Origin of the sequence: Protofrankia sp. BMG5.30, from assembly GCF_001983005.1 — a bacterium.
Lineage (GTDB): Bacteria > Actinomycetota > Actinomycetes > Frankiales > Frankiaceae > Protofrankia > Protofrankia coriariae.
The window spans coordinates 1-14282 of sequence record NZ_MOME01000071.1; the positions used below are offsets into that span (position 1 = coordinate 1).

The 14282-nt window shown below is 64.2% G+C and carries 14 protein-coding genes and 1 pseudogene; 3 read left to right on the top strand and 12 right to left on the bottom strand.

What is annotated here, in order from left to right:
- Window positions 1-405: 405 nt before the first annotated feature.
- The 3 genes from BL254_RS27495 to BL254_RS23875 form a co-directional block, all read right to left on the bottom strand.
- Complete coding sequence (locus BL254_RS27495; protein ID WP_076845250.1) at window positions 406-591, bottom strand: hypothetical protein; 186 nt, start codon at window positions 589-591, stop codon at window positions 406-408.
- A gap of 926 nt (window positions 592-1517) precedes the next feature.
- Window positions 1518-2363, bottom strand: coding sequence for a hypothetical protein (locus BL254_RS23870; RefSeq protein ID WP_139342480.1), 846 nt, complete (start codon window positions 2361-2363; stop codon window positions 1518-1520).
- Window positions 2364-2542: 179 nt separating this feature from the next.
- A complete protein-coding gene (locus tag BL254_RS23875; RefSeq protein WP_076845252.1) occupies window positions 2543-4096 on the bottom strand; it encodes an aldehyde dehydrogenase family protein in 1554 nt (517 codons plus the stop codon).
- A gap of 657 nt (window positions 4097-4753) precedes the next feature.
- On the opposite strand from BL254_RS23875, the gene BL254_RS23885 reads away from it, so the two are divergent.
- Genes BL254_RS23885 through BL254_RS23895 form a run of 3 tightly spaced genes read left to right on the top strand, consistent with a single transcriptional unit; the run spans window position 4754 to window position 7493 of the window.
- Window positions 4754-5887 carry an acetyl-CoA C-acyltransferase gene (locus BL254_RS23885; RefSeq protein WP_047224991.1) on the top strand — a complete coding sequence of 378 codons (1134 nt, stop codon included), beginning with the start codon at window positions 4754-4756 and terminating at the stop codon, window positions 5885-5887.
- A gap of 10 nt (window positions 5888-5897) precedes the next feature.
- Window positions 5898-6698 carry a crotonase/enoyl-CoA hydratase family protein gene (locus BL254_RS23890; protein WP_076845254.1) on the top strand — a complete coding sequence of 267 codons (801 nt, stop codon included), beginning with the start codon at window positions 5898-5900 and terminating at the stop codon, window positions 6696-6698.
- 24 nt (window positions 6699-6722) lie between these two features.
- Window positions 6723-7493, top strand: coding sequence for an SDR family NAD(P)-dependent oxidoreductase (locus BL254_RS23895; RefSeq protein ID WP_076845256.1), 771 nt, complete (start codon window positions 6723-6725; stop codon window positions 7491-7493).
- 231 nt (window positions 7494-7724) lie between these two features.
- Here the strand turns inward: BL254_RS23895 and BL254_RS23900 are convergent, their stop codons facing one another.
- The 9 genes and pseudogenes from BL254_RS23900 to BL254_RS23940 form a co-directional block, all read right to left on the bottom strand.
- Window positions 7725-9329, bottom strand: a complete 1605-nt coding sequence (locus tag BL254_RS23900; RefSeq protein WP_076845258.1) for a GMC family oxidoreductase — start codon at window positions 9327-9329, stop codon at window positions 7725-7727.
- Window positions 9330-9441: 112 nt separating this feature from the next.
- The gene (locus tag BL254_RS23905; protein ID WP_047224987.1) at window positions 9442-9912 is read right to left on the bottom strand and encodes a MaoC family dehydratase; all 471 of its coding nucleotides are present in this window, start codon (window positions 9910-9912) and stop codon (window positions 9442-9444) included.
- Window positions 9909-11078 carry an acetyl-CoA hydrolase/transferase family protein gene (locus tag BL254_RS23910; RefSeq protein WP_076845260.1) on the bottom strand — a complete coding sequence of 390 codons (1170 nt, stop codon included), beginning with the start codon at window positions 11076-11078 and terminating at the stop codon, window positions 9909-9911. The genes BL254_RS23905 and BL254_RS23910 overlap by 4 nt, the downstream gene beginning before the upstream one ends.
- Window positions 11079-11155: 77 nt before the next feature.
- Entirely contained in the window at window positions 11156-11587 is a 432-nt protein-coding gene (locus BL254_RS23915; protein WP_047224986.1) for a nuclear transport factor 2 family protein, read from the bottom strand.
- A gap of 9 nt (window positions 11588-11596) precedes the next feature.
- Window positions 11597-12022, bottom strand: coding sequence for a MaoC/PaaZ C-terminal domain-containing protein (locus BL254_RS23920; RefSeq protein ID WP_047224985.1), 426 nt, complete (start codon window positions 12020-12022; stop codon window positions 11597-11599).
- On the bottom strand, window positions 12006-12437 hold the full coding sequence (locus tag BL254_RS23925; RefSeq protein WP_047224984.1) for a MaoC family dehydratase N-terminal domain-containing protein: 432 nt from the start codon (window positions 12435-12437) through the stop codon (window positions 12006-12008). Before BL254_RS23925 ends, BL254_RS23920 begins: the two co-directional genes overlap by 17 nt.
- Before the next feature lie 2 nt (window positions 12438-12439).
- The gene (locus BL254_RS23930; RefSeq protein ID WP_076845263.1) at window positions 12440-12856 is read right to left on the bottom strand and encodes a Zn-ribbon domain-containing OB-fold protein; all 417 of its coding nucleotides are present in this window, start codon (window positions 12854-12856) and stop codon (window positions 12440-12442) included.
- Entirely contained in the window at window positions 12853-14019 is a 1167-nt protein-coding gene (locus BL254_RS23935; protein WP_076845265.1) for a thiolase domain-containing protein, read from the bottom strand. The genes BL254_RS23930 and BL254_RS23935 overlap by 4 nt, the downstream gene beginning before the upstream one ends.
- Window positions 14020-14025: 6 nt before the next feature.
- A pseudogene (locus BL254_RS23940) lies at window positions 14026-14282 on the bottom strand (short-chain dehydrogenase); the annotation flags it as partial.

Sequence of the window (14282 nt, forward strand, 5' to 3'; positions counted from 1 at the left end):
GGTGAGGACCGGCCAGGACGCTCCTGGGACTCTGACTCCACGAACACGAGGATCTCCGATCACGCCCTCTGTAGCCAACCCGCACCCAGCGGATGTCTCACCCGAGACTGACACAGAGGGGGGCCGGTTCGGCGGTGAACGCACGAATCGCCTCGACGGCATCGGGAAGGTTCGTCATGCGGACAGCTCCCCTCGAGGTTCCACTGGACCGCACCCTGCGGCGTTGGCGTTCGTTGGCCGTACCGCGCCGCTTCTGGCAGTAGACTTTTTGCCTCTACTTTTCCTATACCTAATTCGAATTAGAGTCAAGCATGGCCAAAGGAACGGCATGCGGGAGAATCCGCCGGACGGCCTGCAGCGTTCTGGTAAGTTGCTGTTCAGCAGATCATGACAAGGTCCACGACGTCACCCTCGCCGAACGCGCAGGACGAGGAGCTGGGGTATCTCGTTGGTCTTGGCTTCCACGTCGTCCTGGCCGAACACGGGACCCCGGTCGTGGTCGAGGGTGGCGAGCAGGTGCCATGYATCGGCCGCGCAACCGCGTGATCCGCGGAGCGTCTTGCCGCCGAGGAGAATGGGCTGCCCCGCCACCGTGCCCTCTGCTCGTTGTTCCTGCCCACTGGCGTGCGTGGTGGTCGACGACGTTGACGCTGGTTTGCTCGTTAGCGTGCTGGTCGCCCGCAAGCATCGCTGGAACAGAGTGTCGGCGTGCGGGTACCTGGTGAATGTCGGCCCTGATATCAGGACCGACGTCGAGTTATCCCAGTCCTGCCCACGTACTTCGCTGCCTACCTCGCTGGATGGCAAGACGTGCCGATCGAACTCTCCGCGGACATTGTCTTCGGCGCCGTGGGATACGTCCGGAGCCTCGGCTTCGAGCCCCATGCCGATTTCACCGACGACGCCGATGACTGGGGCCCTCCCCAGGCGCCGAGGTCTTGACCAGCGGCAACGCCGACGTCAGCCGCTTGTTGTAGCCGGGCCGGCCGGGCAGGCAGGGGCCCCCGACCAGATGCGCCCGGGCGTGGCGCAGCCATCGGGCCTCGCTGTGGTGGTCGAGCAGGGCCTTGAAGCTCTCTCCCTATGCCCGGTCACCGCGAGCCCAGACTTCGGACTTACTCGTCTAAACTGCTCAAGTGCCTATGCGATCTCTGGGAGTCGCCAGGCCGGGGCCGCGGGCGCCGAGGTTCCCGGCCCAGYTCGCCCCGATCTCCTCCCTGGAGGATGACACTGCCTACCAGGGCCGACTACCAGGGCCGGCTGTTCGACGGGGTCGACGCGGCGGGCCGGCGGCTGGAACGGCTCGAGATCGAGCAGTGCCGGCTGACGCTGGTCGGGCTCGCCGGTGYCCGGCTGGCCTCGGCGATGTTCGCCAACGTCGAGATCAGCCGGTCGGATCTGTCGAATCCGCGGGCGGCGAACTCGTCGATGATCTCGATGGTGGTCTCGACGTGTCGGATGATCGGGGCACCGGCTCAGCCGGCTGAACACCCACACATCCGGATGGTTGACCCCGCTCACGGGTACCGGGACGACAGGCTTTCACGGAGCTCCGCGAGCTCAGCGGCGAGCACCTGTACCTGGTCCTTGAGAGCCACCGTCTCCGCGGAGATGATTAAACTTGGCGACGCACCAGCCCGCTCAAGATCGAAGTCGGCCGTGCGCCGTGAGGCATGCTCCTTCTGCTGGCTGGTTATTGCCTTCAATATCACCACGATCGTAACGACCAGCCACAGGAAGAAAGCCACCAGCGAAAGCCACCAGGTGAGCAACCCGTTCCAGGCGATCGGGCCGGTTTTGGCGAAGACGTCCAGGCTTGCCGGGCAGTACAACAGCGCGCACCAGATGTTGAAGTAGCCATACCACCGGGGGAAGATCGGCTCAGCTCGCTTGTCACGGAGCACAGCGATACCGATGACTAGATTCTGGACGAAGATTGCATAGATGATCCCGGTGAACGGCAGCCAACCCATGTCATTGAGCATCTGGATCGACTCGGGCGAGCGCTCAGGGCGGAAGGATGCAGAGAGGAAGTAGTACAGCGGGGGAAAGAACGCGACAGGAAGTGTCGCACCCAGTCCAAGCTGCGCGTAGGTAAGCGGCGTATGGCTACCTTCGATCCGCTTGAGCTGAACGGARATAGCCGCAACAAAGGGTACCCAGAAACAGAGACCGAACATGCTTAGAATCATGCCTGAGCGGATGCGGTTAGCATGATCACGATACATGGTCGCGACGGCCTCGGGGCCGTTCGACGGGAGCGGTGGTGGGATGTATCTGGCTATGACGCCAAATCCGAGAAAGAACAGCAGGGCGAACAGAAAGCCACTCCACGCACACACTCTCTGAGTCAACGCATTCACGTCTGAAACCGCCTTTGATGCAGCATTTTGCCGAGGAGAAAACCACCGACGGTTTGGAATCCGTCCTGAACCGTACTGCACGGTCACGCTAGCCAGCGAAGGTGAGCGCAGAGGCATCCACGAGCCCACTGTCACATACCGCTATACTACTGGCACTTCAAGTCACTTATTGAGAAGACTCATCGCTTCGGTGTGCGTCCTAGTCGCCGCTGCCAGTCGTGGGCTCCGAGCAGGCGAACCATCCTGGCCTGCAGCTCGCTACTCTTCTGCCTATAGGGATACCAGTGCGGCTCCGACTTCAGATGGATTTTCTCGGAGACCACGGATTGTTGGCGGCAGTACTTGAGGATGCCAGTAGCTCCACCCGAACGTGTTCCGACACCGGAGGTTTTCCAACCGCTCATAGGCAGAGGCAGCTGAAACGTACTGATCATGACATTGTTGATATTGACGGCGCCAGCCTCGATCTGTCGCGCAACGCGGTCGGCGTGCTTGCGGTCCTTGCTCCAGACGCTCGATGACAGCCCGTAAGGCGAGTCATTCGCGAGCTGGATGGCCTCTTTTTCGTTCGCCACCTTCATGATCGGCAGGGTTGGGCCAAAGGTCTCGTCCCGCATGCACTGCATCGAGTGGTCGACGTCGACGAGAACGGTCGGCTCGAAGAACAAACCGGTAACCGCACGCTTGCCACCCGTGAGCACTTTGGCTCCCTTGCGCACGGCRTCAGCGACATGGCTCTCAACGATGGCCAACTGGTTGGCATTCTCCATCGAGCCGATATCGGTCTGATAGCTACCATCGGGGTCCATGCCCTGACGCAGCTCCTTGACTTTCTGTGTCACCTTTTCGACGAACACGTCGTACACGGGCTCTTCGACGTAGCAGCGCTCGACCGAGATACAGATCTGACCGGAGTTCCACATCGCGCCCCAAGYGGCCGCGCTGGTGGCACGTTCAAGGTCGGCGTCGGAGAGCACGATCATCGCATCCTTGCCGCCGAGCTCGAGGCTGCAGGGTATGAGACGGTCCCCAGCCCTTGCCGCGATCTTGCGGCCGGTCCTGGTGGAGCCGGTGAAGGCGACCATGTCGACTGCCTCCACGACCGCCGCTCCGGTCTCAGGCCCACCTGTGATGCTCGCGAGGACTGGGGGGGCGTTCACCTCCTCAAGCCAACCACGGGTTGCTTCCGCCCAGGTCAGAGGCGTGAACTCCGATGGCTTGAACAGGACCGCGCAACCGGCCATGAGCGCGGGTACACCGTCGAGCATGGGGCCGCCCAGGGGCCCGTTCCAGGGGGTGAGCATTCCGACGAGCTGGTACGGACGGGCGAAGACCCTTAAATTCTTCGTCATACCGACAGCACCCCAGGATTTTACCTTACGGTCGGCGAGAAATTTCTTGGCATGCTTGCCATAGTAATTGATGAGGTCCACYGCCATAGCGACCTCGAGACCCGCGTCGCCCCAGGACTTGCCGGTCTCCTCCTGCATGAGGCCGACGAGGTGCTTCTCGTTGTCGAGGATCCAGTCGAGGAAGCGAAACATGTACTTGGCGCGGCCATCAGGGCCCAGGTCCTCCCACGCCGGCTGCGCCTCTCGTAATCTCTTTGCGGCCACGGCGACGCCTTCCGGACCCTCGTCCGGGACCGATGCGACAAGCCGTCCGTCCGCGGGGCAGCGGACCTCGATCAGTACAGGTCCCTTCGCGGTCTGCTCTTGTACCTGTGTTGTCATGACAGTCCTTCTCCGTGAGGATGATGGCGTTATCCCGATACGTTCATTGGTATGTAATCCGAGTTAGTCCAATGACTGGTGCGGCGGCTGGAATGGTTATTTTTGATCGGTGTGGTTATTCGGGTGGGCCTGGTCGGCCGGCACCGCCAGCGCGGTGCGGTGGTGCCGGCCGGTCCGAGTCCGGCCGACACGAGCAGGCCGAGCGCGCCGTCCAGATCATCAGCAAGCCCCGGCATCTGTCCCATCGGCACCTCGCCGGTTCCCAGGGCTCCCAGCGCCGTGCGACGACGGTGAACACCGCGGCAGACTCCCAGCTTTGGCCCACGGCCCGAGGATGAAGAACCTGTTGTGCCAGCGCGGTCACGAATGCCACCGCCATCACTCCGATCACCGCTGCGCACAAGAACGTCGCCAGCAGGCCGGAGGGGGTGAGCGGGTGGTCGACGAAGTCAAGTTCGACCGGCGCACCCCACCGGAACAGGAGGGCGTCCCCAGCGTGGATGCCGACAGGGCCTGCGGCGACGACGGCCCCGAGATCTTCGCCCATCACCTCGCCCCTTTCGGTCATCCGCAGATCTTGCAACTTCGATTCAACTATGGTTTAGATTTGTCTCCAGTACAAGCCCACAGTCGAAGGCCCACGCCGCAAGGAGCCGTATGCGAGACGCCGTCGTCGTCGAAGCTGTCCGTACGCCGCTGGGTAAGCGCGGAGGCGGACTGGCCGATGTGCATCCGGCAGACCTCAGCGCTGCAGTGCTGCGCGAACTCGCCAGGCGCACCGATCTAGACCCCGCCCTCGTCGATGACGTGGTCTGGGGGTGCGTCGGGCAGGTCGGCGAGCAAACCGGAGACATCGCCCGCACAGCCGCGCTGTCGGCAGGTTGGCCCGAGCACGTGCCCGGCGTGACGGTCGACCGCGCCTGCGGGAGCTCGCAACAAGCGCTCAGCTTTGCCGCCGCTGGGGTGATCGCCGGCCACTACGACGTGGCCGTTGCCGGTGGTGTGGAGTCCATGTCGCGCATCCCCATGGGTCTGGCGTTCACCGTCGGAGGAGATCCGTACGGCGGTGCGGGCTGGCAGAAACGCTTCGGCACCACCCCGCATCAGGGCCTCGGAGCGGAGATCATCGCCGAGCGATGGGGATTCAGTCGCAATGACCTCGACCGATACGCGCTTGAGTCCCACGCCCGGGCCGCCGCTGCCCTGGATTCCGGGGCGTTCGACAGGGAGGTCGTGGTGGTAGATGGTCTGGAGCGGGATGAGGGCATCCGCCGCGGTGGAACGCTTGAGAGCCTGGCAGCGCTCAAGACGGCGTTCAAGGATGACGGCGCGGTCACAGCAGGCAACGCTTCCCAGATCACCGACGGTGCGGCCGCCCTGCTCGTGACCACCAGCGAGATCGCTCGCCACCACGGCTGGGAACCACTGGCGCGCGTTCACACGTCAGTCGTGATCGGTGACGATCCGATCATCATGTTGACGGGGCCGATCCCGGCCACCCGCAAGGCGCTGAAGCGTGCGCACCTCAAGGTGGATGACATCGGTGCTTTCGAGGTCAACGAAGCTTTCGCTTCGGTGCCGTTGGCCTGGCTGGCCGAGATCGGAGCGGACAGCGCGATCGTGAACCCCCGCGGAGGCGCGATCGCGCTCGGGCATCCGGTCGGCGGGTCCGGCGCCCGGATCGCGACCACACTGCTGCACCACATGCGCGACAACCGCATCCGCTACGGCTTGCAGACCATGTGTGAGGGCGGCGGTCAAGCCAACGCGACTATCTTCGAACTGCTGTGAGGAGCACACGATGCCCGAGGTGAGCGACCCCAGCAAAGTGCTGGTCTCCAGCCACGATCATGTCGTCGTAATCACGCTCAACCGCCCCGATGCTCGCAACGCTGTCGACCACGATGTCTGCCTGCTGGTGGGAAACGCGGTGGCGGCTGCAGACAGTGATCCGAGCATCCGCGTGATCGTGCTCACCGGAGCGGGCGACCAGGCCTTCAGCGCGGGCGCCGACCTCAAGGCAATCATGCGTGGCGAGCGCATCCTGCCGGTCGGCAGGGAGCATTGGAGCATCGCCGGTTTCGCCAACCACTTCACGTCCAAGCCCACCATAGCCGCGGTCAACGGCGCCGCACTCGGTGGCGGGACCGAACTCGCGCTGTCATGCGACCTCGTCGTCGCCGTCGAGACGGCGACGATCGGGCTCCCCGAAGTGAAGCGRGGGTTGGTCGCCGGAGCGGGAGGTGCGTTCCGCCTGATCCGACAGCTTCCTCACCGCGTCGCCCTCGAACTGCTCCTCACGGGTGAACCGATGAGTGCCGCAGACGCGTCGCRCTGGGGTCTGATCAACCGCGTAGTGCCAGCCGGCAAGGCCCTTGATGCCGCGATGGACCTAGCGGCGCAGATCGCCGCCAATGCCCCGCTCGCTGTCCAGGCCAGCAAGAGGATCGCCTACGGCGCCGAGGACGGCGCCCGGCACGATGAGGACAGCCTCTGGGCGCTCACCGAGCGGGAGTTCGCGGTACTGGCGCTGTCGGAAGACGCCAAAGAGGGCCCACGAGCCTTCGCAGAGAAGCGCTCGCCGATCTGGCTGGCCCGCTAGACCACCATCGACGAGAGGACATCAATGGAGATCCGTGGCAAGGCAGCGCTCGTTTCCGGGGGAGCCGGCGGTCTCGGCGAGGCGACGGTACGTCGGCTGGTAGCCGACGGCGCGCGGGTCGTGATCGCCGACCTCGCGGAAGAGCGAGGGAAGGCACTCGCTCAGGACCTTGACGAGGCCGCTGTCTTCGTACGAACCGATGTCACGGACGAAGAGTCCGTGGCGCAGGCCATCGCAGCTGCATCGGAGCTTGGGCAACTGCGCGTCTCCGTTTGCGCGCACGCCGGACCCGTTGCCCAGCAGCGCATCCTGGACAGAAGTGGCGCACCCATACCGCAGGAGCTTTTCGATCGGACGATCCGCATCTACCTGTCAGGGACATTCAACCTTCTCCGGCAGGCCGCAGCGGCCATGGCGGCGCTCGAGCCGCTCGACTCCGGTGCGCGGGGTCTCATCGTCAACACGGCCAGCATCGCGGCATTCGAAGGCCAGATCGGGCAGAGCGACTACAGCGCGGCCAAGGGTGGCGTTGTCGGGCTGGGGCTGGTCGCGGCACGCGACCTCGCTGCTGTGGGGATCCGGGTGGTGACCATCGCTCCCGGCACCTTCTTCACGCCTGCCTTTCAGCTGGACGAAGAGGCCGCGCACGAGACCTGGGGGAAGTCCGTTCCCTTCCCCAAGCGTATGGGACGCGCCGACGAATACGCGGACCTGGTGTCATTCCTCGTCGGCAACGATTACATCAACGGCGAGACCATCCGCATCGATGGAGCCCAGCGCTTCGGACCGAAATGACTGAAGCGGCCGAAGCGCGGCCGAGTCGGCCGGCTGTGTGCTCGCGGTCTGGGGCTCGCAGCCGGTCACTCACTGATCGGTGTCTACAGCACACGACCCTGTCGCCAGTTGGCACGCCCGAGCCGCGACATCTCAGTCCGGACATCTCGGCACAACTCTCGACGAAACCGTACCGACACGGCGCCGTGCCGGGAGACTGGGATCGCTCGAACCAGCGTCAGGCAGTAAGGGTCACGAACGGCCGAGCAGGAAATCTGCCCCGCGCTCACCAATCATCATGGATGGCGCGTTGGTATTGCCTGTGGTCACCTTCGGCATGACTGAGGCGTCGATCACGCRCAGCCTGTCAATACCGTGCACTCGCAGCTCGGGGTCGACCACAGCGTCGTCGTCAATACCCATCTTGCAACTGCCTACCGGGTGGTAGGACGRGACGACATTGCCACGCGCGTACGCCTCCCAGTCCGCATCCGTCCGGCACTCCGACTCAGGAGCGAAGCGTCCCGCGGTGATCTCCTTCATAGCCGGTTGCTCCATCACCTCTTGAACCAGTCGCAGACCCCTCAGCGTGTCACGAAGATCGTCAGGGTGCCCGAGGAGCTGCATCTCGATCCGGGGCGGCTCCGTCGGGTCCGCGCTGCGCAGGCTGACTCGACCACGGTACCGGGTGTGAGTGAAGGTCGAAGAGGCGAGAAAGCCCTCCTGCTTGGCAGGCTGAACGTTGAACATGCCATTTTCGTCGACGTTGCGCGTGATAGCGATGGGAGTGAACTGCAGCTGCACGTCCGGTGCCGGCAGCGAAGGGTCTGTCTTGGCCATGACCTGGACCTGGACCATCGTGAGCGCGAGCACGCCGGTGCCGTGCAGAACGTAATCCTTAAGGCCTCCGAGTATGTCGCCGATCCTCGGCTTGTTGAAAGTATGGATCTTCGCGTGGTAACGCTGCATGAGGTAGGCATGTTCGTGCAGGTTCGAGCCGACGCCGGGGAGGTTGCGCACGAGGTCGATGCGGTGCTCACGCAGGTGCGCAGAGGGTCCGATACCTGAGAGCATAAGTAACTTCGGCGTCGCCATGGTGCCAGCGCTGAGTACGACCTCCTGTCGGGCGCGGGCCTGCCTTACCTCGCCCTTGTGCTTGTACTCCACACCGACGGCAATCTTGCCCTCAAGCAGAACGCGCGCCACCGTAGCCTGYGTGCGCACAGTCAGCCGATCCTTCGGAGCGATACGCTTGATGTACTCTCGCGAGGACGAGGAGYGGGTGCCCCGGCGGTGGTTGACCTGAGCCAGAGCTACACCGTCCTGCTTCTCGCCATTGTAGTCCGCGGTCTCGGGGTACCCGGCCTGTTTGGCCGCCTTGATGAAGGCCATGTTGGCCTGACCTCGGTTGCATTGCGTGATTACGGAGACAGGGCCGCTGTCACCGCGGAAGGAATTCTCGCCCCCTTCCCAGGTCTCGATACGCTTGAAGGCCGGCAGCACGGACGCGTAGTCCCACCCCTTGCAGCCCAGCTCGGCCCAGCCGTCGTAATCGGCTCGGTTGCCGCGGACGTAGACGCAGGAGTTGATCGAGCCGCCTCCGCCCATCACCTTGCCCGCCATCCATGCCTCTGGGCGATTGCCTCGGGAAGGGTCCGGCTCGGCGGGATACTTCCAGTTGTGCTTTTCATAGGCAACCGCGACGCCAGCGGGGATCAGAATTTCCAGACGACGGCGATCGTTCTTGCCGGCTTCGAGGAGCAGAACGTGTGCGCCCCCTTCCGCAAGGCGACTGGCGACGACGGTGCCAGCAGAACCACCACCGACAACAACGTAGTCGTAGGTCTCGTCCGTCATGYCTGCTCCCCGTCCTGCTGTCTCGGCCGCGAGCGGCCAACAACGTCTCGGTGACGCTCGCGTACATAATCTTCTTCAGATTCGAATACGTCAACGCGTCTGGCCGTGGTTCTCACCCAGTGGGCGCCGCCAGCATGAGTGCCGTGCGACGGGCGCGGCAGACGAGTTTGCCCCTCTGGTTGAGGCCCCGATGCTCGAACTCGACGACACCCTGCCCCCGACGAGAGGACGACTCCCGGACAGAGACGACCTCGGTCTCCGCGAACAGTGTGTCTCCGATGAATACCGGGGCCGGAAAGACGATCTCGCTGAAGCCGAGGTTGGCCACTGTCGTACCCTCCGTGAGGTCACCGACGCTCAGACCGACGACGGTGGACATCGTGAAGAGGCTGTTCACAAGGACCCTGCCGAATTCGGTGCGCGAAGCATAGTCGGCGTCCAGGTGGAGGCTCTGAGTATTCATAGTGAGGGTCGTAAAGAGTACGTTGTCGGTGTCGGTGACGGTGCGTCCCGGACGATGCGAATACACGTCGCCGACCACAAGCTCGTCGAGGTAGCGGCCTCGCCGCACGTGGGTGGTCACCAGCGGGCCGCCTCTCGGAGTGCACTACGGTGGTCGGGGTGCGCGATTGCGATGAGGGCCTCTCCCCGCTCGCGCGTGGTCCGGCCGTCCAGTCGAGCCACCCCGTACTCGGTCACGACCACGTCGACCATCGTGCGCGGGATGGTGACCGTCCGAACCGATGCCGCGATCCGCGACACCTTTCCTCCGGAAGAGGCGGATGGGAGGGCAATAATACGCATGCCGCCGAGCGACCGCGTGGCGGTGTCCACATAGTCGAGGCTTCCTCCCGCGCCGGAGATCTGGCGACCATTAACGGTCTCGCTGTTGACGTTCCCGGCCAGGTCCACCTCGACCGCCGTGTTGATGGACACGAAGCGCTCGATCTCTCCCAGCCGGGCGGCGTCATRCGAGACCGACGACGGATACATCCCGATGGCAGGATTGTCGTCGCTGAACCGGAGCAGCTTCTGCGTGCCCATCATGTCGGGGCTCAGCACGGCGGGGGTGGGCACCACATCACCGGCGCTGAGCATCCCTGCCGCGAAGAGGTCCACCATTTCGTCTGTCGCCATGCCGACGAAACGCACACTGCCCAGATCAGCCGATGCCAGGGAACGCACGAGCGTTTCGGGGATGGCGCCGATGCCGATCTGGAGCGTGGGGTTCCCGGGAAGCAGCTGCAGGACGTTTCTGGYGATCACCGTGGAGATTTCGTCCGGCTTCGCGGAGGTATAGGTCGGCAACGGCGTTACGGACTCGACGAGCGAATCGAAGATCGACACATGCACACGTGACTCACCGTGAGTCCGGGGCACGCTGGCATCGACCTCAGCAATCAAGGTCTGTGCTGTATGCAGCGCCGACAGCCCATAGCTGACAGAGGGCCCGAGCGAGCAATGACCTCGAGCGTCCGGTGGGCTTACCCGCACGAGGGCAACTCCGACGCGCCAGCGCTCGAGCAGGGCCGCAAGACGCGAGGCCCGAGYGGGGACGTAGCCGATGACCCCTTCGGCGACCAGATCGCGGATCGGAGGCATGACGTGCCAGGTGCGATAGGTCATCTCCCCCRCTGTCACGGCGTCGACGAACGGGTAACCGCTGAGGAGCAGTCCCGATGACAGCGTCCAGTCGCGTCCGGGCGCTACCTCACTCAAGGCGTCGAGCAGCGTCGTCGGGGCGCCCATGYCAGGAGCCGACACCAGGTGACTCCCGTTGGGCACCCGTGYAAGGGCCTCACGGGGGGTGCGGTGTGGCAGGGCCTTCACGTAGGACCACTCCCCGCGGTCAGGCCGACGGCGAAGACGGCATCGAAGGCCGCTTGGTCGTACTGGAACTCGTCCACCTCGGCGATCAAGTCCGCTTCGAAACGGTAGATGAGGCGCTCCTTCATGCGCAGGACGCGATCACCGATCGTGATGACGCCRTACTGAAAAACGATCACTCGGTCGCCACTCATCGCGATGTCAATCACTTCGAAGGTGGCCGGCTGGGTCAGGATCCGCCGCATCATGCCGAACAGGCCCATGACTTCCGCCCGTCCGGCATACTCACCGGCGAGCGCATTGTGTCCCGGGACCCGCCACACACAGCCAGGCGCCAGGAGCGCCTCGATCGTAGGGCGGTCGCGTTCGGTGAAGGCCCGCATGAGGTTGTGCACTGCCGTGGCGTGCGGATGCTCCCATGGTGTGACCATTTCTGTTTTCTACTTCGGTTTTGAACCGAAGTCAATCGCCACAGCAGCGTCGCCGTGYAGCACCAGCCGGCCATCGTCGTTGGTCGTCTTCAGGGTGATCTGTACCCGAGCGCAGGAACCGTGAATATCGACCGCTGCGATGGTGGCCGTGGTGGTCAGCCGGTCCCCCGGCCACACGGGCGCCGTGAATCGGGCGCTGAACGTGCGCAGCGACTCGATACCAAACCACGAGGTGACAACTCGGCTRCTCAAAGCCATCGTCATCATCCCGTGCCCCATGATCGACGCTTTACCCGCGGACCTGGCCGCCGGTTCGTCAGTGTGCAACGGGCTGAAATCGCCAGACACCCCGGCGTACTGCACGATCTGCGTTCTCGTCACTTCGTCGCACACGACCATGCTGTGGATCTGGCCGACCTCAGGCAGGACGCTCATCAACGCTCGCTGACGTCGGCGGGGTTTCGACCAGCACCATCCGCGACCGCACGACAACCGCGCCGTGCTGGTTGCGCAACTCCTTCACGAGCTCGGTGAACAACAGCTCGCCTCCACGCTTGCTGCTCCTGGTCCAACGCCTGCCGTACTCCTCTGTCACCTCGAGAACATCGCCAAGATGAACTGGCAGCAAGTACTCGAAATGCTGCTCGGCGTGGAGAAGCTTACCGCCGCCCACAGGAGCGACAGCCAGCGCACCCGTGGGACGCATGCCTCGCATATGCTCGGGATCATGCTGGATCGAGGTCGCCGTGAAAGTGGGAGGAACGACCCGTCCAGGCGAGGGCATCGGTTCTCCAACCGCACGGGCGAAGGCCATGACATGGCCTTCCTCCACTGGGAAGCGCTGCCCCATCGTCAAGCCGCCGGACGAAAACGCRGCAACGCCGAACCAGCTCCCGTGTCGTGAAACACCACCTGTACGGACTGCCCGATGCTGAGGGTCTCAGGGTCGCACTCCACGATGTTGGTGAGCATCTTCGGGCCCTCCTCGAGCTCGACGAGGGCGAGCACGTAGGGACCGCAATCCTTGTACTCGAGAATCCCCCGGGTCGTCAGCGTGAAGCTGTACACCGTTGCCCGACCGGAAGCCTCGACCTGTTTCAGCTCGCTACTGTGRCAGTTCGAGCACAGGAAACGCGGGTACCACACGGACGTGCCGCAGGCCGTGCAGYGCTGGACGAGCAGCACACCACGAGAGGTCGCCTCCCAGAACGCTGCTGTCTCCGGCTGCACTTCCGGTACCGGAGCTGGCAGCTCCGCGCCTGTTGTCATGCATCCTCCCTGCCGAGAATGACGGTGGCATTGCCCATGCGCGTGGACAGCCAGCCGCCCGTACCGTGCGCCAAGGCGATTTCGCAGTCAGGCACCTGCACGGCGGAATGTGCCTCTCCGCGCAACTGGCGGACCGCTTCGATCATCTTCGTCATGCCGCCTCGGTTGGCGGGGTGATTATTGYAGAGCGAACCACCATCGGTATTGAAGGGCAGTTTGCCGAACGGCGCCTGCAGGGTTCCGCCGAGCACAAACTTGCCGCCTTCGCCCTTGTCGCAGAAACCGAGGTCCTCGAGCGCCAGCAGGACTGTGATCGTGAACGAGTCGTACAGCCCGACGTAGTCGATGTTACTGCGGCTGACGCCGGCCTCTTCGAAGGCATCGCGACCGGAACGGACTCCTCCGGTAACCGTCACGTCCTGCCAGCCGCCCTTCGTGTGCTCGATGGCCTCCCCATGCCCCAGAACAGCGACGCAGTGCCGGTCCAGGCTCTTCGCGATGTCCTCGTTGACGAGAACGAGGGCGCCGCCCCCGTCGGTGACGACGCAGCAGTCGAGCCGGTGCAGCGGGCTGCTCACCATCGGGCTGTTCACGACGTCCTCGACGGTGACGACCTTGCGTAGCAGTGCACGCTCGTTGTGCTGCGCATGCAATGAGGCGGCCACTTTGATCTCGGCCAGCTGCTCGCTGGTCGTACCGTACTCGTGGATGTGGCGCGCCGCGGCAAGCGCGTAGACCGCGCTGACGTTCATACCGAAGACAGGTTCGAAGGCCGCCTCGGGCGGAGCACCCATCAGCTGACCGGGTGCGCGCAACGCCGTGGTGCGCGGTCGGCCGCCAAGGGTGATGAGGGCGACGCTGCACTTCCCGGTGGCGATCGCGGCGGCAGCATGCCCGACGTGACTGAGGTAGACCGAGCCACCCATGTCGGAGGAGTCCATGTAGCGCACCGCGAGACCGAGGTAGTCCGCCATGGCAAGGCCGCCCAGTCCTGGCGCGTCCCCTCCGGTGAAGTAGCCGTCGACGTCGGCCAGCGTCAGACCGGCGTCAGCCAGTGCCCCGAGAGCCACCTCCGCATGGATCTGCGCGATGGACCTGTCGGGCAGCTCTCGTCCAGGATGCTCGTAGGCCCCAGCGATAAAGGCCTTGCGTCGGATGGTCACAGCCGGTCAGACGAAGGGATTCGCCGGCGCGGCGTCCRTGATCGGTCGGAACGCCTGTTCCACCTGCTTGCCGATCGTGGACAGATCCCAGGCCTCGCCCTCTGCGCGTACGGTGACCAGTGGCCGTGGGTCGCTGTACAGGGACACCTCAAGACCTCGCGCGTGAATGACGTGACCGTTGCACCATGCCGACTGTTCCGAAGCCAGCCAGGCCGCGATGGGGGCGATGTTGTCCGGGGACAACTTGTCGCTGTCCGGCCCAT

Excerpts from the sequence above, each read along its gene's own strand:
- BL254_RS23885 (WP_047224991.1), top strand. The coding sequence starts at position 4,754 with ATGCGAGACGCCGTCGTCGTCGAAGCTGTCCGTACGCCGCTGGGTAAG.
- BL254_RS23895 (WP_076845256.1), top strand. The coding sequence starts at position 6,723 with ATGGAGATCCGTGGCAAGGCAGCGCTCGTTTCCGGGGGAGCCGGCGGT.
- BL254_RS23925 (WP_047224984.1), bottom strand. The coding sequence starts at position 12,437 with ATGGGGCAGCGCTTCCCAGTGGAGGAAGGCCATGTCATGGCCTTCGCC.